This is a genomic window from Gabonibacter chumensis (assembly GCF_024741215.1).
Lineage (GTDB): Bacteria > Bacteroidota > Bacteroidia > Bacteroidales > Marinifilaceae > Gabonibacter > Gabonibacter massiliensis.
The window spans coordinates 358,186-378,927 of the sequence record NZ_JANSKB010000001.1 but is presented as its reverse complement, the minus strand read 5'-3'; the positions used below and the strand labels follow the sequence as shown (position 1 = coordinate 378,927).

16 protein-coding genes are annotated in these 20,742 nt (G+C 39.6%); 6 read left to right on the top strand and 10 right to left on the bottom strand.

Annotated elements, in window-relative coordinates:
* Positions 1 to 213: 213 nt before the first annotated feature.
* The gene (locus NVS78_RS01600; RefSeq protein WP_286357635.1) at positions 214 to 516 is read left to right on the top strand and encodes an RNA polymerase sigma factor; all 303 of its coding nucleotides are present in this window, start codon (positions 214 to 216) and stop codon (positions 514 to 516) included.
* Positions 517 to 534: 18 nt separating this feature from the next.
* Here NVS78_RS01600 and NVS78_RS01595 read toward each other — a convergent pair whose 3' ends face one another.
* From NVS78_RS01595 to rlmN, 3 genes are all read right to left on the bottom strand, one after another.
* The gene (locus tag NVS78_RS01595; RefSeq protein ID WP_286357634.1) at positions 535 to 1,851 is read right to left on the bottom strand and encodes a DNA recombination protein RmuC; all 1,317 of its coding nucleotides are present in this window, start codon (positions 1,849 to 1,851) and stop codon (positions 535 to 537) included.
* A gap of 88 nt (positions 1,852 to 1,939) precedes the next feature.
* Positions 1,940 to 2,503 carry a lipocalin family protein gene (locus tag NVS78_RS01590; RefSeq protein WP_286357633.1) on the bottom strand — a complete coding sequence of 188 codons (564 nt, stop codon included), beginning with the start codon at positions 2,501 to 2,503 and terminating at the stop codon, positions 1,940 to 1,942.
* A 63-nt stretch (positions 2,504 to 2,566) separates the two neighbouring features.
* Positions 2,567 to 3,601: a dual-specificity RNA methyltransferase RlmN gene (gene rlmN, locus NVS78_RS01585; protein WP_286357632.1), complete on the bottom strand. Its 1,035-nt coding sequence runs from the start codon at positions 3,599 to 3,601 to the stop codon at positions 2,567 to 2,569.
* 273 nt (positions 3,602 to 3,874) lie between these two features.
* Between rlmN and NVS78_RS01580 the strand changes: the two genes are divergently transcribed.
* Positions 3,875 to 6,037, top strand: a complete 2,163-nt coding sequence (locus NVS78_RS01580; RefSeq protein ID WP_286357631.1) for a S46 family peptidase — start codon at positions 3,875 to 3,877, stop codon at positions 6,035 to 6,037.
* Between the two features lie 74 nt (positions 6,038 to 6,111).
* On the opposite strand, the gene NVS78_RS01575 is transcribed toward NVS78_RS01580, so the two are convergent.
* From NVS78_RS01575 to NVS78_RS01560, 4 genes are all read right to left on the bottom strand, one after another.
* Positions 6,112 to 9,246: an efflux RND transporter permease subunit gene (locus tag NVS78_RS01575; protein ID WP_286357630.1), complete on the bottom strand. Its 3,135-nt coding sequence runs from the start codon at positions 9,244 to 9,246 to the stop codon at positions 6,112 to 6,114.
* A gap of 44 nt (positions 9,247 to 9,290) precedes the next feature.
* Entirely contained in the window at positions 9,291 to 10,403 is a 1,113-nt protein-coding gene (locus tag NVS78_RS01570; RefSeq protein ID WP_286357629.1) for an efflux RND transporter periplasmic adaptor subunit, read from the bottom strand.
* 27 nt (positions 10,404 to 10,430) lie between these two features.
* Positions 10,431 to 11,753, bottom strand: a complete 1,323-nt coding sequence (locus NVS78_RS01565; protein WP_286357628.1) for an efflux transporter outer membrane subunit — start codon at positions 11,751 to 11,753, stop codon at positions 10,431 to 10,433.
* A 186-nt stretch (positions 11,754 to 11,939) separates the two neighbouring features.
* Complete coding sequence (locus NVS78_RS01560; RefSeq protein ID WP_286357627.1) at positions 11,940 to 13,154, bottom strand: DUF4252 domain-containing protein; 1,215 nt, start codon at positions 13,152 to 13,154, stop codon at positions 11,940 to 11,942.
* Positions 13,155 to 13,411: 257 nt separating this feature from the next.
* Here NVS78_RS01560 and NVS78_RS01555 point away from each other — a divergent pair, with 257 nt between their 5' ends.
* A complete protein-coding gene (locus tag NVS78_RS01555; RefSeq protein WP_286357626.1) occupies positions 13,412 to 14,641 on the top strand; it encodes a 3-deoxy-D-manno-octulosonic acid transferase in 1,230 nt (409 codons plus the stop codon).
* Here the strand turns inward: NVS78_RS01555 and NVS78_RS01550 are convergent.
* Positions 14,630 to 15,988: a S28 family serine protease gene (locus NVS78_RS01550; protein WP_286357625.1), complete on the bottom strand. Its 1,359-nt coding sequence runs from the start codon at positions 15,986 to 15,988 to the stop codon at positions 14,630 to 14,632. The genes NVS78_RS01555 and NVS78_RS01550 overlap by 12 nt on opposite strands.
* 114 nt (positions 15,989 to 16,102) lie before the next feature.
* On the opposite strand from NVS78_RS01550, the gene NVS78_RS01545 reads away from it, so the two are divergent.
* Positions 16,103 to 16,582 carry a DUF2059 domain-containing protein gene (locus NVS78_RS01545; RefSeq protein WP_286357624.1) on the top strand — a complete coding sequence of 160 codons (480 nt, stop codon included), beginning with the start codon at positions 16,103 to 16,105 and terminating at the stop codon, positions 16,580 to 16,582.
* Between the two features lie 366 nt (positions 16,583 to 16,948).
* Here NVS78_RS01545 and NVS78_RS01540 read toward each other — a convergent pair whose 3' ends face one another.
* Both NVS78_RS01540 and NVS78_RS01535 read right to left on the bottom strand, forming a co-directional pair.
* Positions 16,949 to 18,145: a site-specific integrase gene (locus NVS78_RS01540; protein WP_286358447.1), complete on the bottom strand. Its 1,197-nt coding sequence runs from the start codon at positions 18,143 to 18,145 to the stop codon at positions 16,949 to 16,951.
* A 172-nt stretch (positions 18,146 to 18,317) separates the two neighbouring features.
* Complete coding sequence (locus tag NVS78_RS01535; RefSeq protein WP_041503025.1) at positions 18,318 to 18,548, bottom strand: helix-turn-helix domain-containing protein; 231 nt, start codon at positions 18,546 to 18,548, stop codon at positions 18,318 to 18,320.
* A 234-nt stretch (positions 18,549 to 18,782) separates the two neighbouring features.
* Between NVS78_RS01535 and NVS78_RS01530 the strand changes: the two genes are divergently transcribed.
* Positions 18,783 to 19,343 carry an RNA polymerase sigma factor gene (locus NVS78_RS01530; RefSeq protein ID WP_286357623.1) on the top strand — a complete coding sequence of 187 codons (561 nt, stop codon included), beginning with the start codon at positions 18,783 to 18,785 and terminating at the stop codon, positions 19,341 to 19,343.
* Between the two features lie 147 nt (positions 19,344 to 19,490).
* Complete coding sequence (locus NVS78_RS01525) at positions 19,491 to 20,672, top strand: FecR family protein (RefSeq protein ID WP_286357622.1); 1,182 nt, start codon at positions 19,491 to 19,493, stop codon at positions 20,670 to 20,672.
* The last annotated feature ends 70 nt before the right edge of the window (positions 20,673 to 20,742 follow it).

The window sequence follows — 20,742 nt, the reverse complement described above, 5'->3', positions numbered from 1 at the left end:
ATATCCTATCTTGCCGCACATAAATCAGAGGTGTACATGTTTTGGGGTATTAATATCGAAAAACTTAAAAGGGATGATTATTTTCATGGTGAATGTGTTTGCAACGCATATTCAAAAGAGTTGTCTTTTCGTTCTTATTGTCATACTTCAATTTATCGCATGTCATTAAATGTTTTACGAACCAAGTAGCGATACACGGGATTGTCTGAAAATATGATTGGTTCTACTGATATTCAATTTGAGATGGAACGGGCGGATTTACGTTTTAAACTGGAACAAGCAATTGCAACTTTACCTGAAAGATGCAGAGAAATTTTTATCGAGATATGTGTTGAAGGAAATTCTTATGCAGCTATTGCAGAGGAATACAAATTGTCTGTAAATACGATAAAAGTGCAGGTTAGTAGAGCTTATCAGATATTGCGGGAAGAACTTTCTCATGAGGAGCAATTGATCTTTTTTCTATGGTGTATGCAGCAAAATAACTTTCGATTTAATTCGAGTTCGGAAAGGTAAGTCTTTCGAATTGTGTTGTTATTCATTTTCCTGATAATCAGAATTGTCAAGTGTCAATTGTATTGGGGATTCGTCGGTAGGAAATGCTTCGACGGAACGTAGTTGTCGCTGTATGGCACGGGTACGTTTTCCCATGACCTCTTCTAATTGATTATTGGCTGTTTGAATACTTTTTTGCGCTTTCTCAAGCATGCCTCCGAATTTGTCAAATTCTGTTTTCACGTTTCCGAGAATCCGCCATACTTCACTGCTTCTTTTCTGGATGGCTAACGTACGGAATCCCATCTGGAGGCTATTGAGGATGGCAGCAAAGGTTGTGGGACCTGTAACAATTACCTGGTAATTTCGCTGGAGTTGTTCCAGTAAAGAGGCCCGACGGACCACTTCGCTATATATGCTTTCAAAAGGCAGAAACATAATGCCGAAATCCGTTGTGTACGGAGGATCAAGATATTTATCATGAATGTCTTTAGCCATGTTTCTGATGGTTTGTTCTATGTTTTTGGATGCAATATCGATTCGTTGCGGGTCTGCCGATTCGTAAGCATCCAACAACTGTTCATAGGCATCTTTGGGAAACTTGGCATCGACGGGCAAAAAAATACATTCTTTGGATTCCTCTTTACCCGGAAGTCGTATGGCAAATTCGACGATGGCGTCCGAGTTTCTTTTGGTTTTTACATTGGCCGTGTATTGTTCAGGTGCCAAGAGTTGTTCCAAGAGCATTTCCAATTGGATTTCTCCGATAGAGCCTCTCATTTTCACATTGCTCAATACGCGTTTTAATCCGCCTACATCATGAGCTAATGTCTGCATTTCTCCCAATCCTTTTTGTACGTGTTCCAATTGTTTGCTTACCAACTCAAAAGATTGACCTAATCTTTCATGTAATGTTTTTTGTAGTTTCTCATCTACGGTCTGGCGCATCTCTTCGAGTTTTTTTTCTGTGGATTGCACCAGGTTTTGCTGACGAACGGTTAGTTCCTCCATTTTTTCTTTCAACAAACGTTGGAAGAGTTCCATATGGTCGGAAAAGTTTTTTTGAAACGAATGGATTACTTGAGTATTTTGATCTGAGAGGTTTTTTAGAACATCTCGATGCTCTGTTCGAAAATCGGAGAGATTTCGGGATAGTTCTTCTCTGTTTTGACCGGATCTGGCAGTTTCACACTCTCTCGAATATCGGATCTCGTCCAGCATGTTTTTTTCTAATCCGGAAAGATGTTGTTGAAGTTGCTCTAATTGTTTTTTTGTCCCTCTATCTTTATAACGGAAAATAAGGATGAGGTTGAGAGCTAATATGATAATAGAGAGGGTTAAAATAAGAATTTCCATATTTCTGATAATTATTTGTCAAAAATAAGGAAATAAAAAAGGAGGGTAAAAATTTTCGGTAGTTATTTTAAAATAGCGGCCGGAAATCTCAGAGGTCTGTGAGTTCCCGCTCTACGTCTTTGGATTTGTGGGGAACAAAAATGAGAGCTTGTGTATCGTATCCTCTTTTTTGTGCCCGTTTTAATAAATCGTTTAATTTTTTCTTGGGGAGTTTTGGTGATCGGCTTACGATCCACAAATGATCGATCTCGGAGCTCCCTATCAGAGCGGCACTATAATCTTTTTCTACTTCCAGGATATAATAGTTTGTACTGAAGATTAGAAAAAAAGTAACTTTTAAAATTCCCGGTTTATCTTTATCCGGGATATGTACCTTCCCTACGATTTCTCGCTTCTCTCCGTTCAGACTATCCCGGTATCCGCATCCGATAACCTCGATGTCTCCATTGGATTTAATAATGTATTCCGTCGTAACCCCTACCATGCCCCGTTCGAACGGATGGTCGAAACGGGCGATCTCATACCACAGTCCGGCATATTTATCTATGTCCAGACTGTCCACTGCAGTGTTGTCCACTTTCCCCTCGGTTTGCCCGATGACTTCTGTGATGCTGATTCCCGCAAGCAGCATCAGAAATAATAATGACTTCATGACGTAAGTATTGAAAATTAGATGTTTACTCTAATTACTACGCACGTCAGAGGCAAAATGTTATCATTTTTTATTGGCTAATTGACCGCAAGCGGCGTCAATATCTTTTCCTTTGCTATGCCGTAGATTGACGACGATATTTTTACTTTCGAGAAAGCGAATAAAGGAGTCTCTGTTCTCTGCCGGGCTATGCTGGTATTTTGCTCCTTCGACTTGATTGTATTCGATAATATTGATTTTAATAGGGAATTGTCGGCAGAAAGAGGCGAGTGCTTTTGCTGCTTCCAGGCTATCGTTGATCTCTTTCAAAAGAAGATATTCAAATGTCGGACGGGTTCCGGTTTTTTCCACGAAATATTTAATGGCTTCGGCCAGTTGCGGAAGAGGATATGCTTTATTGATCGGCATAATTTGATTCCTGGTCGAATTAATGGCAGAGTGTAAAGAGATGGCTAAATTAAAACGAACCTGATCGTCTGCTAATCTTTTTATTCCTTCCGGGATACCGGCAGTCGAAAGGGTGATTCGATAGGGAGACATGGCTAATCCCTCTTCGGAGGTTATTTTTTGGATGGCTTCCATTACATTGTCATAGTTCAGGAGAGGTTCTCCCATGCCCATAAATACAATGTTGGAGAAGATCAATCCCCGTTCTTCTGCCATTTTCTTTACGGCTACCACCTGATCGAAAATTTCTTCGGGTTGTAGGTCTCGGGTGAATCCTAATCCTCCCGTGGCACAAAAACTGCATTTTAATTTGCATCCTGCCTGAGACGAAACACAGGCTGTGGCTTTGTCCCGCGAGGGAATCAGTACGGACTCTATCAATTGCCCATCATCCAACGTGAAACCTAATTTGGTCGTTCCGTCGTTGCTTTTTTGGATGTGGGTTAATGCCGCGGTTTTGATAACAAAATATTTATCCAATAGCTCCCGTGTATTTTTGGATAAATTGGTCATCTCTTCGAATCGGGTTACACCTCGTTGCCAAAGCCATTGCCAAATTTGTTTCGTACGAAACGCTTTTTCTCCTTGTTGTTCGAGGAAATCGGAGATCTCTTTTCCGCTACATTTCCTGATATTTCGTTTTTCTGCCATAATTGTTTCTGTGATGACAAAGATAGAAAGAAAACGATTTCTTTCGGAATCACGTTTTATTTTTCTGGTTTCCGGATGAAAAAATCTGCTTTTGACGGGTGTCGTTTCTGTCCGTTCGATTTTTAACAACAAGTTAAATAAAAGTGAATATGCTGGCTCTAATTGATTTTATTGTATATTTGCCGACGTTTGCCTGAAAGTGTGATTAATCGGGATTCGTGTACGTGTAAATTGAAAATTGAATTATATAAAATGAATGTTTAAATGAAGCAGATGAGAAAAATTTTTATTGTTGTTTTTGCTTTGCTTTCAGCGTCTATAGCTCGGGCGGATGAAGGCATGTGGTTGTTATCCTTGTTGAACAAGAATATCGACACGATGCAAGCCATGGGTTGTAAACTATCGGCTGAAGATATTTATTCAATAAATCAAGCGTGTTTAAAAGATGCAGTAGTGGGATTAGGACGGGAAGGTCGTCCTTTTAGTCATTTCTGTTCCGGCGAGATTATTTCTCCGAAGGGGTTGGTGATGACGAATCATCATTGTGGTTTTGGTGCGATTCAATCTCATTCTACAATAGAACATGACTATCTTTCCAATGGTTTTTGGGCATATAGTTTGAAAGAAGAATTGGCGAATCCGGGAATAACCGCTTCCATTCTTCAACGGATGGAAGACGTGACGGATCAGGTAAATGCCGTGTTGAACGATGATATGACGGAATCGGAGAGAGCTGTGGCGATCGATAGCGTATCTAAATTGATCGTGGAGAAAGTAACCAAGGGTACGAATTTAAGTGCTCAGGTACAGGATATGTTTGAAGGCAATCAATTCTTTTTGTTGGTATATAAGATTTATAGGGATGTTCGTTTGGTCGGAGCTCCTCCTCAAAGTATGGGTAAATTCGGGGGAGATACTGATAACTGGATGTGGCCTCGCCATACGGCGGACTTCTCCTTGTTCCGTATTTATACCGGTCCTGACGGAGAGCCTGCTTCATTCTCGGAAAAGAATATTCCGCTAAAACCCAAACATCATTTCCCGGTTTCTGCTAAAGGGATTCAGGATGGAGATTTCGCTATGACGATGGGATTTCCCGGTTCCACGGATCGTTTTTTAACCTCATTCGGATTAAAAGAGACCATGGATGTTACCAATGATATTCGCTACAAGGTGCGTACGGAAAAACTTCGGGTTATGAAAGAAGGAATGGATGCTTCCCCGAAAACCCGTATTCAATATGCTTCTAAATATGCCAGTTGTGCTAATTATTGGAAGTATTCCCATGAGCAGAATATAGCATTGAAGAAGTTGAACACGATGGCCAATAAGCTTGAAATTGAAAACGAATTTACTGCTTGGGTTAATGCGGATCCTGCACGTAAAGCTAAATACGGAAACGCTCTGAACCTGATTAAGAAGGGGTACGAGGATATGGCTGATTACTCTGTAGCTATGGCCTATTTGCAAGAAGCATTGGGAGGACCGGAACTTCATATGTTTGCTTTCCGTACGAGTAATTTGCTCGAGAAATTATCTAAAAAAGATACGCTTTCCGATGATAAAAAAGAGAAGATAAGGGAAGTTTTGAAGAAATACGCGAAGGATTTTTACAAAGATTTTAATGCTGAGATAGATAAAAATTTAGTATCTACTTTATTTAAGATGTACAGCGAATCGGTGGGAGAAGAGATGTATCCGGAGATTATTCAATATGTAAATAAAAAATATAAAGGCAACTATGAAAAATTCGCTCAGGATATGTTCGATAAATCGATTTACGCGAGTGAAGAGTCCTTTACGGCGTTTTTGGAAAAACCGGACATGAAGAAATTGGAGAAAGATTTGGCTTATAAAGCCGGGAAGTCTTTCTTTGAGTTTTATATCGGTATGAGTGCCAAGACGAGTGAGATGAATCAAAATATAGCCAAGGGCAATCGTTTGTTTGTAAACGGATTGATGAAGATGAATCCGGATAAGGTATGGGCGCCGAATGCTAATTCCACGATCCGTTTGTCTTATGGTAAGGTAGGTAGTTACAAACCGAGAGATGCCGTATTTTACGATTATTACACGACTTTGACGGGAGTGATGGAAAAAGAGGGACCTAAAGGCGGTGAATTCGAAGTTCCTCAGCAATTGAAGGATTTGTATGCTGCTAAAAATTTCGCTCCTTACGGAACGGATAATGTCGTGGCTTGTTTTATTACAAACAATGATATTACCGGAGGAAATTCCGGTTCTCCGGTAATCAATGCTAACGGTGAATTAATCGGTGCCGCGTTTGACGGAAACTCCGAAGCGATGTCCGGAGATATCGATTTTGAAGAGAATCTGCAACGTTGTATCAATGTGGATACCCGTTATGTTCTATTTATTATCGATAAAATGGCTAAAGCTAAAAATTTGATCGACGAGATGACAATCGTGTATTAATAGAGAAGTTTTTATATTGGTAAAGAGCCGGCAGATTACTGCCGACTCTTTTTTTATTTGGGCATACAGCACTTTTATTTTGCCGGCAGATTATGCTTTTTTCGACCCAAACGTTCTTGTAGGGATTGCATCATGTAATAGAAATTGGGCATAAACAGCGTACCGACTAACGAGCTCATCAGCATTCCGGCGAAGACGGCAATACCGAGGGATATACGGCTGGCCGCACCCGCTCCGGTGGAGATGACCAAGGGGAAGGTACCGAGAATGAAGGCGAAGGAGGTCATTAATATCGGACGTAGACGGACTCTTCCTCCTTCCAATGCAGCTTCGTAGATTGATTTTCCCTCTTTATGGTAATCCCGGGCAAACTCGACAATCAGTATGGCATTTTTAGCCGTGAGTGCGATTAGCAGGATAATGCCGATTTGCGTATATACACTGATAGGCAAATTCATGATCATAACGCCGATCACGACGCCTAAAAGAGCAATGGGGAGTCCCATGATTACCGCGAACGGGGTGGTCCAGCTCTCGTATTGAGCGGCCAAAATCAGAAAAACAACGATAATGGCTAAGGCGAAAATAAGAGAGGTGGTAGATCCGGCATTCTCTTCCTGATACGCCAGGGCTGTCCATTCATGGCCGAATGAAGTACCTAATTTTTCCTGCATAAGTTGTGTCATGATGTTTAGGGCTTGGCCGGAACTGTAACCTGGGGCGGCTTCTCCGGAAATCATGGCTGCCACGTAAGTATTGTATTTGGGTAGTAATTCGGCTCCGAGTTGTTGTTTTACGGTTGTAAATGCCGAAAGGGGAACCATATTACCCTCGGCATTTTGTACGTTTAAATAAAGAACATCGTGGATTAATCGACGACTGTCGGGAGCCCCTTCCAGTTTGACCTGGTAAGTACGTCCGTATTTAACGAAATTGTTCACGTAAACGGAGCCTAAGTAACTGGATAAGGCGTTGAATATGTTTCCGATGGGGATTTGCATGAGTTCGGCCTTATCCCGGTCTATATTTAAAAAGTATTGGGGTACGTTGGCGCTGAACGTGGAACGCAGGGAAGATAATCCGGGATGAGCGTTCCCTGCCTGTACCAAAGCGTCAGTCGCCTGTTGTAACATTTGGGGGCCGTAACTGTTAATATCTTCTATCATGACTTGGAAACCGCTACTCTCTCCCAATCCGGGAATGGGTGGAGGAGAAACGGCGTAAGCCTCCGCTTCCTTAATTTGTAAATAGGCCATTTCGTTGAAACGATTAACGATAGATCCGACACTAAGGCTTTTATTTTTGCGTTCGTCCCAATTTTTTAGCATCACGAAAATGGATGCGGCATTGGAACTTTCGGCATTGTCCATGATGGAAAAACCGTTGATGGTAATATAGGTCTCTACTCCATCCAGTTCATCTAATATTTTGCTGGCTTTCTCAACCGCTTTAGCCGTTTGGAAGTAGGAGGCTCCGTCCATCAATTGCATGGAAATGATAAAGTACCCTTGATCTTCATTGGGAATAAAGGTCTGGGGTTCTCTCGAAAATTGAACAAAAGCGATGACGGAGAGGAGGATGAAAACGATAAAAGTCAATACGGATTTTCGCATAAAGCCTTTTACTACCCATAAATAGCCGTTCGTGGTTTTTTCGAAGTAACGATTGAAACCTTTAAATAAAAAGAACTTGGATGGTTGTTTGGGTTTAAGGAAAAGAGCACATAGAGCCGGACTTAAAGTTAAAGCGTTGAATCCGCTGATTACCGTGGCTACGGCAATCGTCAAGGCAAATTGTTTATAGAGCGATCCCGTAATTCCTCCGATGAATGCCGTCGGGATGAATACGGCCAACAGAACCAAGACGATGCCAACAATGGCTCCGGATACTTCTTTCATGGCCTGTTTCACGGCCTCTTTCATGTTGTCGTATTTTCCGGTTTCAATCAGTCGGTAACTGTTTTCTACGATTACGATGGCATCATCTACGACTAAGCCGATAGCTAAAACAAGACCGAAGAGGGTTAGGGTATTAATAGAAAAGCCTAATAGCCCCATGAAAGTAAAAGTACCGATCAGAGATACTGGAATGGTAATAAGAGGAATTAACATGGCCCTCCAGTTTTGCAGGAATAGCAGAATGACAATAAGTACCAATATAAATGCAGAGCCTAAAGTTTTGTATATCTCTTTAATAGATGCTTTGATAAATTCGGTCGTATCTAAGGTGATATTATAATGAACACCTTCCGGAAAATAGGAACCCAGTTTTTCCATCTGGGCTTTTACCCGTTCAGCTACGTCGAGAGCATTTGCCCCCGGGAGTTGGTATATGGCTATAGCGGCTACGTTTTGTCCCTTTAAAGTGGCTTCTACATTGTAGCTCTCGTTGCCTAATTCGATGGTTGCTACATCTTTTATTCGTAAATATTTTCCTCCGGGTAAGGCTTTTATGATGATGTTTCCGAACTCCTCTTCGTTCAGTAATAAGCCTTGGGTTTCAAGCGTATATTTGAATGCTACTTTTTGATTTAATGGCAGGGAACCGACCGATCCCGCTGCTACTTGTATGTTCTGACTTTTAATAGCGGCAATAACTTCTTCCGGCGAAACTCCCCGAATCGTGAGCAAATCGGGATTTAGCCAAATACGCATGCTGTAGTTCCCGGCTCCGAATAGTCCTACATTTCCGACTCCCTTGACGCGTCCCAATTCGTTTACTAAATTCAATTCCGCGTAATTGGAGAGATAAAGTGCGTTGTAATTCGGATTGTCGGAGGTAATGGAAAGAAACATAACCACGTTTGTCGATTCTTTTGTCGTGGTGACTCCGATTTGGGTCACTTCTTGAGGTAGGGTACTAAGAGCCATATTTACCCTGTTTTGTACCAATACGGTTGCCATATCAAGATCCGTTCCAACTTCGAATGTGATGGTTAATTTATAAACTCCCGCGCTGGAAGAAGTAGATGACATATAAAGCATTCCCTCAACTCCGTTGATTTGTTGTTCGATGGGGGTGGCTACCATTTGAGAAATGGTTGTCGCGTTTGCTCCCGGATAACTCGCCTCTACAACTACGGTCGGAGGAGTAATAGTGGGGTATTGTTCCACGGGTAGACTGCGGAGGGTAACCAATCCGGCCACTACGATCAATATGGATAGTACGGTGGCGAAGATGGGTCTATTAATGAAAAATGTTGACATCATAGAATTTGAAGATTTAAATTAAAGTTGATCATTGACAGCGCCCATTACTTGGGTACGGAAAGTACAGGGGTTACTTTCATTCCGGGACGAACGTTTACGAGAGCTTCCACTACATATCGTTCTCCCATTTCGACTCCCCGTGTGATTTCCCGCATTCCGTCCGGAGTGAGTACTCCCACATCCACGTGTCTGAACTCTACCGTATTATCAGGATTGACAATATAAACGAATCTCCCGCTTTGGTTTGTTCCGATAGAACCTTCCGGAATAAGAATAGCTTTGGTAACCGTTTTATATGGGATGATCACTTTCACGTATTGTCCGCTAAGAAGCTCTCCGTTAGGATTTAGAATGGTGGCTCTGAGGGTAAGGCTTCCTGTCGTTAAATCTATATTGGGAGCGGTATAGTCTAAGGTACCCACCCATGTTTTTTCCGGAATATTTACATCTTGGATGGTAATCTGTTGTGGCGCTTGGTTCGGGGCCGTTTGCGACATTTTTACGTAATCTTGGTAAGCCATATTGAAATAGAGGAACATCCTGCTGTCTTTGTAAATGGTGGCTAACGTAGTTGTTTCCGTGCCGACGAGATTGGCTTGATCTATAAGATTCCGGGATATTCTGCCGGAGAAGGGTGCCTTTATGTAACAGTAGTTCAGGTTAATGTGGGCTAAATCTAATTGACTGTGGGCTTCTTCGTAAGTGGCCATGGCTTCCCCGTAATTGGCTTCCGACTGTAAATAATCGATTTCGCTGACTGCATTTGTTTTTACGGCATCCTTCATCTTTAGGTAGGAAGCTTTGCTATAAGCTAATTGAGATTTAGTGCTTTCCAGGGTGGCTTCTGCTTGGCGTACCTTATCTTTGTAAGGTTGGGGTTCGATGACGAAGAGTAGTTGTCCTTCATGCACGCGTTGACCCGGTTTGAAATGGATCTCTTCTAAAAAACCGGGAACTCGGGCGACTAAATCTACCGTTTGTTCTGCCTCCAGATAACCGGGGTATTCAAACGTGTATACGACTGTCCGTTGCGTGGGATTACTTACTTCGATAGAGGGAGCAGGCGGAGCCTCTTGTGGTTTGGGTTTTCCGCAACCTCCCGTGATGATGCTTATCGTTATGAATGAGATTCCAAGAAGATGAGTCAGTCGTTTCATTGTATGTTGTTTTTATGGATTATTTCTTTATTTCTCGAGACGGTCTCCGATCGGCCATCCGCCTCCTAATGCCTGATATAGTTGGATAAGGTACCGAAGTGATATGCTTTGGGCTTGGATCAAAGAGTTCTCGTAGTTTAACAAACTTACTTGCGAGCTGAGGACATTCTGGTAATTCGTCAATCCGCTTTTATACAGCTTTATGGCCAATTCTAACGTGAGTTTGGATTGCTGGAAAGCCTCTTTCATAGCCGAAATTTGTTGCAATGACTTGTTATAGGTGACCATGGCATTGTCCACTTCTTGAATGGCGGTCAATAAGGTTTGATTATAATTGTTAATTTCTTCTTCCAATTGCAATTGTGCTGTTTTTTCCGATTCGACGAGATTACGACCGCTAAAAATGGTCCACTTCATCGTGGGAGCGATTTGCCATATCATGTTGTCGCGGTCTGTGAAATTTTCAAACTGTTCCGATGAATACCCGAAAAATCCGGTAAGTAGGAATTTAGGCCACCAGTCGGCACGACTGGCTCCGACAGCGGCTGCTAAACCGTCAATGGTTCGTTCTGCGGAACGAACGTCCGGACGTTGACGGATAAGATTTGCCGGAATACCAAGAGCTGCTTTTCTCGGATTGGTGGGGATCGGTTCGGCTTTTAGTAATTTTTCCCGCAGGAGGTCCGAGTGTTCCCCGATTAAAACACTGATTAGATTAATTTCTTCGTTAATGGAAGATTCTATTCCGGGAATACTGGCTTTTGTTTGTAGATACAGGCTTTTGGATTGTGCGACATCTAATTGTGATACTAATCCCACGTCAAACTTAGAGACGGTCAATTCCATGACTTTTTTTTGTGATTCCAAGTTTTCTTGTGTTACCTGAAGCTGTTTTTGTGCCGTGCGTAAATTGATGTAGGCCGTTGATAATTGGGCTGCCATGGAAACCATAACTCCCCGGTAATCTTCTTGGGCTGCCAGATAGAACTCCTTTTGGGAAGAGCTCTCTTTACGAATTCTTCCGAATATATCCAATTCCCAATTTAAATTTAGTGTTGCTGTACCGTTCCGTTCGATGATGTTTTTTTTGTCTGCACTCAGACTGCTTTTTTCAGGAGCATAATTTACGGTAAGATCGATAGAAGGATAGTAGGGACTACGGTCTACTCTTAATTTCGATTTTGCCATTTCGATTTTACGGATAGCAATCCGTACGTCATAGTTTCTATTTACCGCTTTAATAATTAACGAGTCAAGAATCGGGTCCTTGAATAATTTCCACCACTCGTCTTGTGAGGGAAGGGGTTGTTGCAAATTAGAATTCTCATTTCCTTGCTTTGATCGGATCATTTTGTTTTGGCCAAAGCTTGGGTGAAAAATCATAAAGGTAATAATCAGAAGAAAAACTCCTGGCTTCATCGGTATTGCTGCTTGTCTCATAAACGTATTGTTGGTCGTTTAATACAATTCACAGAAAGTCGTCTGGATGAAAGACGACTTTCTCTTTTGCAGCTATACGGTTTTTTATTGGAAAAGTTAGAAACCGAATATCATTTTATCGACAATGATAATGACCTTGGCAGACGGATATCCCAATATTTTACTCTCGATTTCGGTTATAGGACGGATTTGGATAATATCTGCCGGATCGATATCCAAATTTCTGGTTAATCGGTTATTAATGATTAAAATCGGCTCGTCCAGTTTATCTATGTTAAAGGTATAATCCTGATGCTCGTGATTGAATTTTAAAATACCGTCGGCGTAACTGATGAATCTGCCGGCTTTTTGTTTGGTATTAATGACGACATAGGACGTTTTGGGATCTTCGGGAGAACGAACCATATTAACGGTGGCGATTTCATCCGGAATACGATTGCCTATACTGTCAGCAGAGAATTCTTTTCCGTCGATTAAATAGATGATCTTCGAATTTTGAGCATTGACTTTAATCTTGGTTTTTCCGTTTTCTTGGATGACCTCTATGCCGTTGGACATAAACTCTTCGAAGCCGTTGTCTGAGGTCGTTCCTTGTCGATATTCAAATGAATTCCCCATGTTTTCCATCATTTCTTGCATTCGTGCAAACATTTTGTCCATGCTACCCAATCGCTCCCGGTGATTTTTTAAAAATCCGTTTAGCGTTGCAGAGTCATTGTGAAAGGAGTTTTCTTGTAAGAATCTTTTTAAAAGTTCCTGATGTCTGTCAAAGATGTTTTCTTCTTCCTGTTCGGGTGCATTGATGTAGGCGAGAACGTCCATACCCTTTACCTGAAGGGCATTTGCCAATAGATGGATCTTGTTTAATTCGATATCTCCCCTCAGTTCGATGATCGTAGTTTTATTTTTTTCTTCGTTCCATAGAACCAGGGAAGTAATCGTATCGTCATTTTGCGTGACAAAAATACGTTCGTTTCTCGTGGCTCCTTGATAACTTTGTACCTGGTTGTATTTTGACTCGTTTTCTAATATGGGATTTAACCGATGGTATATATTCTCGAGGACGTTGGCTTTTATTTGTTGGCAGTCAATCTGAAGAACATTGATCTCCTTAACCTTTTTAAGTACTTCTTCCGCAGAGAGCGAAAGATCATTCTTTTTATATAATCCGTAAAGTGACGGGTTCAGCATGGTCACGGTTATTCCTTCTTTGTTACGGAAGGCTTTCATCTCTTTTCCAATTTGTGCTTGGAGTGGGAAAATGAGAATGGTATTCATCATAATGCCCATGAATAGATTCAGAATCTTCATAACTTAAGTTTTTAATTTATATTGTGACTGATTTTCGTGTAAATTCTCCGGTAAAATTAATGAATAATCAAGATGATCGTTTATGCTTAACGTTATTTACAAAAGTTATGCTATCAGGTTAGAATTTTTATACCTTTGAGGCGTGATAAAACATCAAAAGAAATGACGGTGAAAGCTATTTAAAGGAGAAAATTCTGCCGTAGAAAATATTAAATTGGGGGTAAAATCGGAGATTCATAAGTTAAAATCATAAGGGTATGTCTGTATTTGTATATAATATCGGTATTGTATTTTATCTTTTTGCAATTCGTATTGCTGCTTGTTTTAATGAAAAAGCTTCTTTATGGGTACAGGGGAGAAAAGGTCTTGGGGAGAAGTTGAAAAATATAGATCGGGGAGAGGGTAAATTGGTTTGGTTCCATGCTGCTTCGTTGGGGGAATTCGAGCAAGGGCGTCCTGTTATGGAGATGTTACGTGCAAAGGAACCGAAGACAAAAATAGTATTGACTTTTTTTTCACCTTCCGGTTATGAAATACGTAAAAATTACGCCGGTGCCGATTATATATTCTATTTGCCTATAGATACTCCTTCAAATGCTCGGCATTTTCTGGATTCCATACGTCCTGATGCCGTTGTTTTTATAAAATACGAGTATTGGTATAATTATCTGCGCCAAATAAATAAACGTCAGGTTCCCGTTTATTTGATTTCGGCCATATTCAGGAAGGAACAACCATTCTTTAAATGGTGGGGCGGTTTGTATCGGAGGATATTGGGATTCTTCACGAAACTTTTTGTGCAGGATGAAGAGTCTGTTCGGCTCTTGTCGTCTATTGGGATTACTAACGTTCAGAAAACGGGTGATACTCGGTTCGATCGGGTAAAGCAAATTGCGGATCTTGCCAAACAGATTGATCGGGTAGAGATTTTTTGTTCGGATAAGCGTGCTGTCGTTTGTGGAAGTACTTGGCCCGGAGATGAAGAAATTATTCTCGATTATATTAACAGGCAAGATGATACTTATAAATGGATTATCGTGCCGCATGAAATCGGGGAGAGCCATTTGAAACAAATTATGGACGGTTGTAAGAAAAAAATAGCTCGTTTTACGGATGGGCAGGCAGATCTCGCCGTTTGTCGGGTTCTATTAGTCGATTGCATAGGACTGCTCTCTTCTATTTACCGTTACGGGGCGATCGCGTATATCGGGGGAGGGTTCGGTAAAGGGATCCATAATACGTTGGAAGCTGCCATTTACGGGGTTCCGGTTATTTTTGGTCCTAAATTTCATAAGTTTAAAGAAGCTGTGGATTTATTGGAATGCGGAGGGGCATTTACGATAAAAAGTACGGATGAATTTGCGGCTCTTATGGATTCCTTAATAAAAAATCCGGCTATCACGGAGACGGCCGGAACGAATGCCTTGACTTTTGTTTATAGTCGGTTGGGAGCTACCGATCAGATTATTCGTCAATTAATAAATTAATTCCTCTGATTCTTCCTCTTCAATACCTTTAATCCAACTATTCAGTTTTTTGAGTATAGCTGATTTTGTCAGGTTTTCGAAACTTTGTATTCTACACTTATGGTCCATATCTGCTTTCACGTATTTCAAACACTTCTCGTTCTTCTTTAAATCCACGGCCGTTCCACTCCAGGGATCAAGTCCCCCGTATATAAACAACATGTTTTGAGCATTCGTTTGAAGCCATTTGTTGATCGCCTGTAACTGCTTCGTGTTGAATGAAACCTTGTCGATTCCGGCAGGTAATGCAAAATGGAAATCAATGGTATTATCGGGTTCTTCTTTAAAATATTTTTTGAATCGTTTGATGTCATAAGCGTACATACCGGTTTCCGTTAAGGCTGCATAATAAAAAGGTTGAAGTTTCACGATGGATTTGTCGTCGAAGAAATCGGGAGAAGATACGGTTACCAAATAGTTAAAGATTTCGTTCATATCTCTGGAATCTTCTGTCGGCATATCGTTTATGTCGGCACCCCATTGCCAGAAGGCAAAAGGGAATTCCAAAATAACCAATTTGGTGGCTCTCTCTACTCCGCCTACCGTAAGGAAGGTATAGTTATGGTCCCGGGCAAATTCTTGCATCTTGGGCACGAGCGTATTTAGATTTTCAAAACATCGTTTCTGGAAATCGATGATCTGCCATTTGATATCTTTGCCTCCGCCTTCAAACAATTTTCGGTGTTCAGGAGTTCCTCCCAAATTGTCCAAATATTTTTCCAATCGGGGGTCGATAGCCTCCAAATTCATGGGAGCCACGTAAGGGACGCTTATTTCTACATCTTCCGGATAGAAATAGCGGTGGTATATAGTGGTTTGTCCTCCTTTACTGATTCCTGTGGATATCCATTTGGTTCCCGGGTATATTTTCCGAATGGCCTGTATGATGTTATGCTGATCGGCCGCAGCCTGTTTAATCGTGAGGTATTTCCAGGGGATTCCGGATGAGGGTACGCTTTGATTGAAAAAACGGTGTTCTATCGTAATCTGGTTTGTATTAAAGAGTTCAGAAAGTTCACTCTCGTTTGCCGTGTGGATGCCGTCCCCCTCTAAAACGGCAACCATGGGTACATTGAAATCGCGGTGTCCCAACAAAACCCTTTGTTTAAAATTTCCTTTACTCGGATCTGAATGGTCAATAGGCTGTTCGAACCAAAATTCGTAGTATTCCTTGTACGGAGATATATCCATTTTTTTTATATCGGAGATTTCTTTGATTTCTTGCAATCTTTTTAATAGAGAAGTGTCAGCTAATGAGCTAACTGACATAAATGCCATTGTGATAAGAAAAAGAAATAGATGTTTCATGACCCATTGTTTTATTTAGACGGCAATTTATAAAATATTTTTATTTTTTCTTCGAGTTATGATAGCTTTTCATGTAAAATCGATATACTTGCAGAATAATTTAAAAAAGGATTTATGAAAAAGATTATGATCATGGTTGTTTTAACCCTTTTTGTATGGGTTGGAACAAAAGCACAAACGACAACACCGGCTACCCAGCCTTCAAAAGAGTATGTTGAAACATTGAAAAAAATGATGCAAGTTTCAGGAGCAGACCTTTCTTTTAAAATGATGGTTCCCCAGATGTTTGCAGCAATTAAACAACAGCTTCCTAATATCCCAGCTGATGCTCTTGAGACTATTCAAAAAGAGGTAGAAAAGACGGCATTGGATGATTTGATAACGATGATGGCCCCTGTTTACGAAAAACAATTAACCAAGGCAGATTTGGAAGAGATCATTAAATTTTACGAGACCCCGATCGGGAAAAAATTGGCTGCTGCCCAACCGATGATTATGCAAGGCAGTATGCAGATTGGACAACAATGGGGTCAACAAGTTGTCATGAAAGTTCAGAAAATGTTACAGGACAAAGGTTATTTGCCCATGCAATAATACCTGTTTAACAAGATACAAAAATGGGATCATCTAACAAAAGATGATCCCATTTTTATAAAAAGTATCATATATGTCAGGTATAACTTTGGGAAATGCCGGTGATCTCTAATAAAGTTAATTCCTTCGATATTCGTAAGTATGTGATTTATGACTTTATCATATGATATAAAGTGAGGGAAATCGTTTTTATCGTTATGTTTGCTTGAAAATAAAGTCTTTCAGATTCTTAATCGGGTGTTTGTTAACAGGCTTTAATATATTATTGTCCCCGACGGACAATTTGAACAATTACTTATGCATTAATTATAAATGAGTTGTATTTGGACAGTATTCTTTATCGGCCATGATATAAGCCAGAATGAATTATAATCCTTTGAAAAAAGGATGTTCCTGCAATTGTCTCGCGTTATCCTCTTGTGTTATACGGATATAACGTAAAAATACTTTCTCAGAAGAATGTCCCGTAATTTTCATGATGGCAAGTGTCGGTACGTGTGCCAGATAAGCATTCGTGGCGAACGAACGGCGGGCCGTGTGGGCCGTCACCAGTTGCCATTTTTCCAAAATTTTTTGCACTTTCTGATTTTTTCTTGTCTCTTCAATAATAATAGCCGATTTTATACCTGCTCCTTTAGCTATTCTTTTGATATATTCGTTAAATAGACTATTAGAGGGTACGGGGGGAAAACCGAAATTATATTTTCGAATAATTCTTTTTACGATAGGGTGTAAAGGAATTTCAATGATCTCGTTCGTTTTTTGTGTTTGAAGCCGGATGGTATTATTCTTGGTTATATTCTCTCTTTTTAGTCTGGAAAAGTCGGAAAACCGTAATCCCGTGTAAGCAGCTAAAATAAACATGTCTTTTACTTTTTCTAAATTGACGGCACAGTCATATTGATCGATTTGTTTCAACTCCTGTGTTGACAGATAGATTGTTTCTTTGTCTTCTGTCGGTTTTTTAAACGTTTTTTTTCTATAATCATCACTTACGGTAAAGCCTTTTTCATAAGCACAACGCATCCAAGTCTTTATATGTTTAATAATTTTCCCAACCGTATTTAGCTTATAATTGTGAACTGTTAAATATTTTGTAAAATCATTATAAAAATCAAGATCTATCTGATCTAAGCGAAGTTTCTTTTGCTTATGATCGAAATATTTTTTCAAGATTTTGACACTACACCAATGACTTGTCAAGGTGGAAGGACGATAGTCCGAAACATCTTCCAAATAGTACTGGACAAACTTTAAAAAATCGCAAGAGGAGGAGAGATTTGTTTTAGGGTCTAATTTGAAACGGATTTGATTTCTTACATGTGAAACCGTAGGAACTTGCTTTTTCCTTTGACATTCTTGCAAAATATCAATAAGTGTATTTCGGGTTTGTTCTATTTCTGAATTTATATTCAGCAAATGTTTTTTTAATATTGGGTTCCCTTTTAAATCTGAATTTACTCTACTGTCTATAACAGCACAACCGTTTTGATTATCCCAGTATAGGGGGTTAATTTTCAATTGACGCGGTAAATAATAAGTAAACCTACCATCTGACAACATCATACGGATTTGTATCAAACTCCAATTTGCCTTTGGCCTGAATAGACTGAATCTGATTCGACCAATAATTCGATCTATATTCGTATTCATAAATTGTATTTTTCCAAACGGGCGATAAATATGCCAATTGATACGCCAGTTTGATAAAGATCAATTCTTCTATTACCATTATTTATTCATTGTCGATATGAGGAAAAAAATCCCCGGGGGCACACTCCAAATACTGTGCGATTTGATAGAGTTGCGTCACACTATATTTTGCCGGATAGTGCAGGCTCTCGACTTGCCCGATAAAACCTAAGGATACACCTATGCCATAAGCTAACTCTGCTTGGGAAACTTTCAATTCCAAGCGACGTTTCTTGATTTTTTCAATGACTTGTAGATCTATCTTAGATTTCATACCAACAACTTACCTATGCGAAGTAACTGAAAAATAATATTTTTGTACTTAGCAGTACTAAGCAGAATGTTATGTGCCACTAAGTCAATAAGTAGTAATCTCTGTAATATTAACGAGTAACGATTCTTTTTGTTACCCAAAAAATATTTTTTTGATATAATGTCACCCGTTTGTTAATTTTTTTTGTCATATACCATACGGATATGTATATTTGTTATAAAATGCATCTAATGTATGACGGAATTAACACATCATACTTCAATTTTCGCGACAGATGAAAAATGCAAAGAGACGTTTTGCAAATTTTATCCGGGATTGTGCCTTTTTGCGCATCGTATAGTAAAAAATTTTGATGAAGCAGAAGATATTGTCCAAAATACATTTATTGCACTATGGAATAAGAACGTCGAGCTGACAAAAAAGACATCACTGAAATCTTATTTATATAGTTCTGTTTACAATGCTTGTATAAATCACGTGAAGAAGCAAGCTTACGTGGGTGAGAAAATGAAAGAATTTCATCAGGAGGAATACGATGATAAAAATTACTTATTACAACGTATCGAGAACGAGGTGATAGAAGAAATTTTTCATACGATAGAGCGTCTTCCTGAAGAGTGTAAGAAAGTATTCAAATTAAGTTATGTTGAGGGATTTGAAGTTAATCGGGTTGCCGAAATATTAGATATTTCGGAAAACACAGTAAAAACTCAACGATTGCGAGCACGTAAATTTTTAAAAGAAAATTTGAAAGACCTTTTTCCGTTATTGTTACTTTTTATACCGAATCTATAAAAATACACAGATATGAATAAGAGTAAAAATATTGATATACAATATGTTGTTAAATGGTAATTTTTTTTGATAAAAAAATAAATAAGTATTGTCACCCTCGGGACGTTATTTTTTGTCATACACATGAATTGTCATCCAAAATTAAGAATGGAAAAAGAAGCAACCATAGAAATCATATCAGAATTAATCATAAAAATGATTAAAGGGACTATTGATATGGATGAAAAAGTTGTTTTGGATAAATGGATTGCACAATCCTCCGAAAACAGAGCATTATACGATCATGTATTAGATGAACGGTATGCTTTGAAACAGTATCAACTTTATCAACAGATAGAACCGGAAAAAGTTTGGGATAAAATCGCAAAGCGAAAAAAGAAACAATATCATTGGATTCGTTTTGTCGGATATGCTGCTTCTGTTTTGTTATTAATAGGGGGAGCTTTTCTTTATTGGCCTGAACAAGACCAAAAGAACGAAGAACGGGAGTCCGTAACAACTGTCCAAAATAATATTTTACCGGGAATGGGGAAAGCGACATTGATTCTCTCTGACAAACGAGAAATTCAATTAGGGCAGGAACACCAAGTTCAAATGATGGATAGTACAGGTATGCGTTTCAAAAACGATTCATCTACTCTATATTATTCGACGGAAACATCGCTAACGGCTAAAAATGCAGGAAATGACATTCATACTTTGGTTGTCGGACGTGGAGGAGAGTTTCGCGTGCAATTGCCAGATGAGACTGTCGTCTATCTAAATTCAGATTCTAAATTGAGATATCCATTGGTTTTCAATGCTGAAGAACGCAAAGTATATTTAGAAGGAGAAGCTTATTTTGAGGTAAAACCTGACAAAAGCCGGACATTTATTGTTGAAAGCAAAGATTTCTCGATTAAAGTTTTGGGAACTTGTTTTAATGTCTCGAATTACAAAGAAGACGATGTTTCGCGTATTGTTTTGTTAAGCGGGAGCGTGGAGGTTGCTAAAGCAGACAAAAATTACAGGCTTACTCCGAATCATGCATTGGAGATCACGGAGAATAAAATCGAAATAAAGAAAGTCAATGCCGTAAATTCAATTTCGTGGAAAAATGATAAATTTTATTTTTCAAACGAACGTTTGGAGGTGGTCATGAGGACACTGGCTCGTTGGTATGATGTGAATCTCTTTTATACGAATCAATCTATTAAGGACTATCATTTTTCGGGATTTATTCCAAAGTACGAGAGGATATCGAAAGCATTTGAAATTTTGGAGTTAACAGCTAAGGATGTAAAATTTGATGTGAAAGACAAGACCGTTACGGTCATGAAATGTGAGTAACTAACAATATCGGATTTTAAATGAAATTATTCATCTTATAGTTAAGATGAAGTAGAGAGTTATGTGTATT

Bases quoted from the DNA above. Each gene is read 5' to 3' on its own strand.
- NVS78_RS01560 (WP_286357627.1), bottom strand. From the start codon at position 13,154: ATGAAGATTCTGAATCTATTCATGGGCATTATGATGAATACCATTCTC.
- NVS78_RS01590 (WP_286357633.1), bottom strand. From the start codon at position 2,503: ATGAAGTCATTATTATTTCTGATGCTGCTTGCGGGAATCAGCATCACA.
- NVS78_RS01565 (WP_286357628.1), bottom strand. From the start codon at position 11,753: ATGATCCGATCAAAGCAAGGAAATGAGAATTCTAATTTGCAACAACCC.
- NVS78_RS01525 (WP_286357622.1), top strand. From the start codon at position 19,491: ATGGAAAAAGAAGCAACCATAGAAATCATATCAGAATTAATCATAAAA.
- NVS78_RS01550 (WP_286357625.1), bottom strand. From the start codon at position 15,988: ATGAAACATCTATTTCTTTTTCTTATCACAATGGCATTTATGTCAGTT.
- NVS78_RS01570 (WP_286357629.1), bottom strand. From the start codon at position 10,403: ATGAAACGACTGACTCATCTTCTTGGAATCTCATTCATAACGATAAGC.
- NVS78_RS01575 (WP_286357630.1), bottom strand. From the start codon at position 9,246: ATGATGTCAACATTTTTCATTAATAGACCCATCTTCGCCACCGTACTA.
- NVS78_RS01595 (WP_286357634.1), bottom strand. From the start codon at position 1,851: ATGGAAATTCTTATTTTAACCCTCTCTATTATCATATTAGCTCTCAAC.
- NVS78_RS01600 (WP_286357635.1), top strand. From the start codon at position 214: ATGATTGGTTCTACTGATATTCAATTTGAGATGGAACGGGCGGATTTA.
- NVS78_RS01530 (WP_286357623.1), top strand. From the start codon at position 18,783: ATGACGGAATTAACACATCATACTTCAATTTTCGCGACAGATGAAAAA.
- NVS78_RS01535 (WP_041503025.1), bottom strand. From the start codon at position 18,548: ATGAAATCTAAGATAGATCTACAAGTCATTGAAAAAATCAAGAAACGT.
- NVS78_RS01545 (WP_286357624.1), top strand. From the start codon at position 16,103: ATGAAAAAGATTATGATCATGGTTGTTTTAACCCTTTTTGTATGGGTT.
- NVS78_RS01580 (WP_286357631.1), top strand. From the start codon at position 3,875: ATGAGAAAAATTTTTATTGTTGTTTTTGCTTTGCTTTCAGCGTCTATA.
- rlmN (WP_286357632.1), bottom strand. From the start codon at position 3,601: ATGGCAGAAAAACGAAATATCAGGAAATGTAGCGGAAAAGAGATCTCC.
- NVS78_RS01540 (WP_286358447.1), bottom strand. From the start codon at position 18,145: ATGTTGTCAGATGGTAGGTTTACTTATTATTTACCGCGTCAATTGAAA.
- NVS78_RS01555 (WP_286357626.1), top strand. From the start codon at position 13,412: ATGTCTGTATTTGTATATAATATCGGTATTGTATTTTATCTTTTTGCA.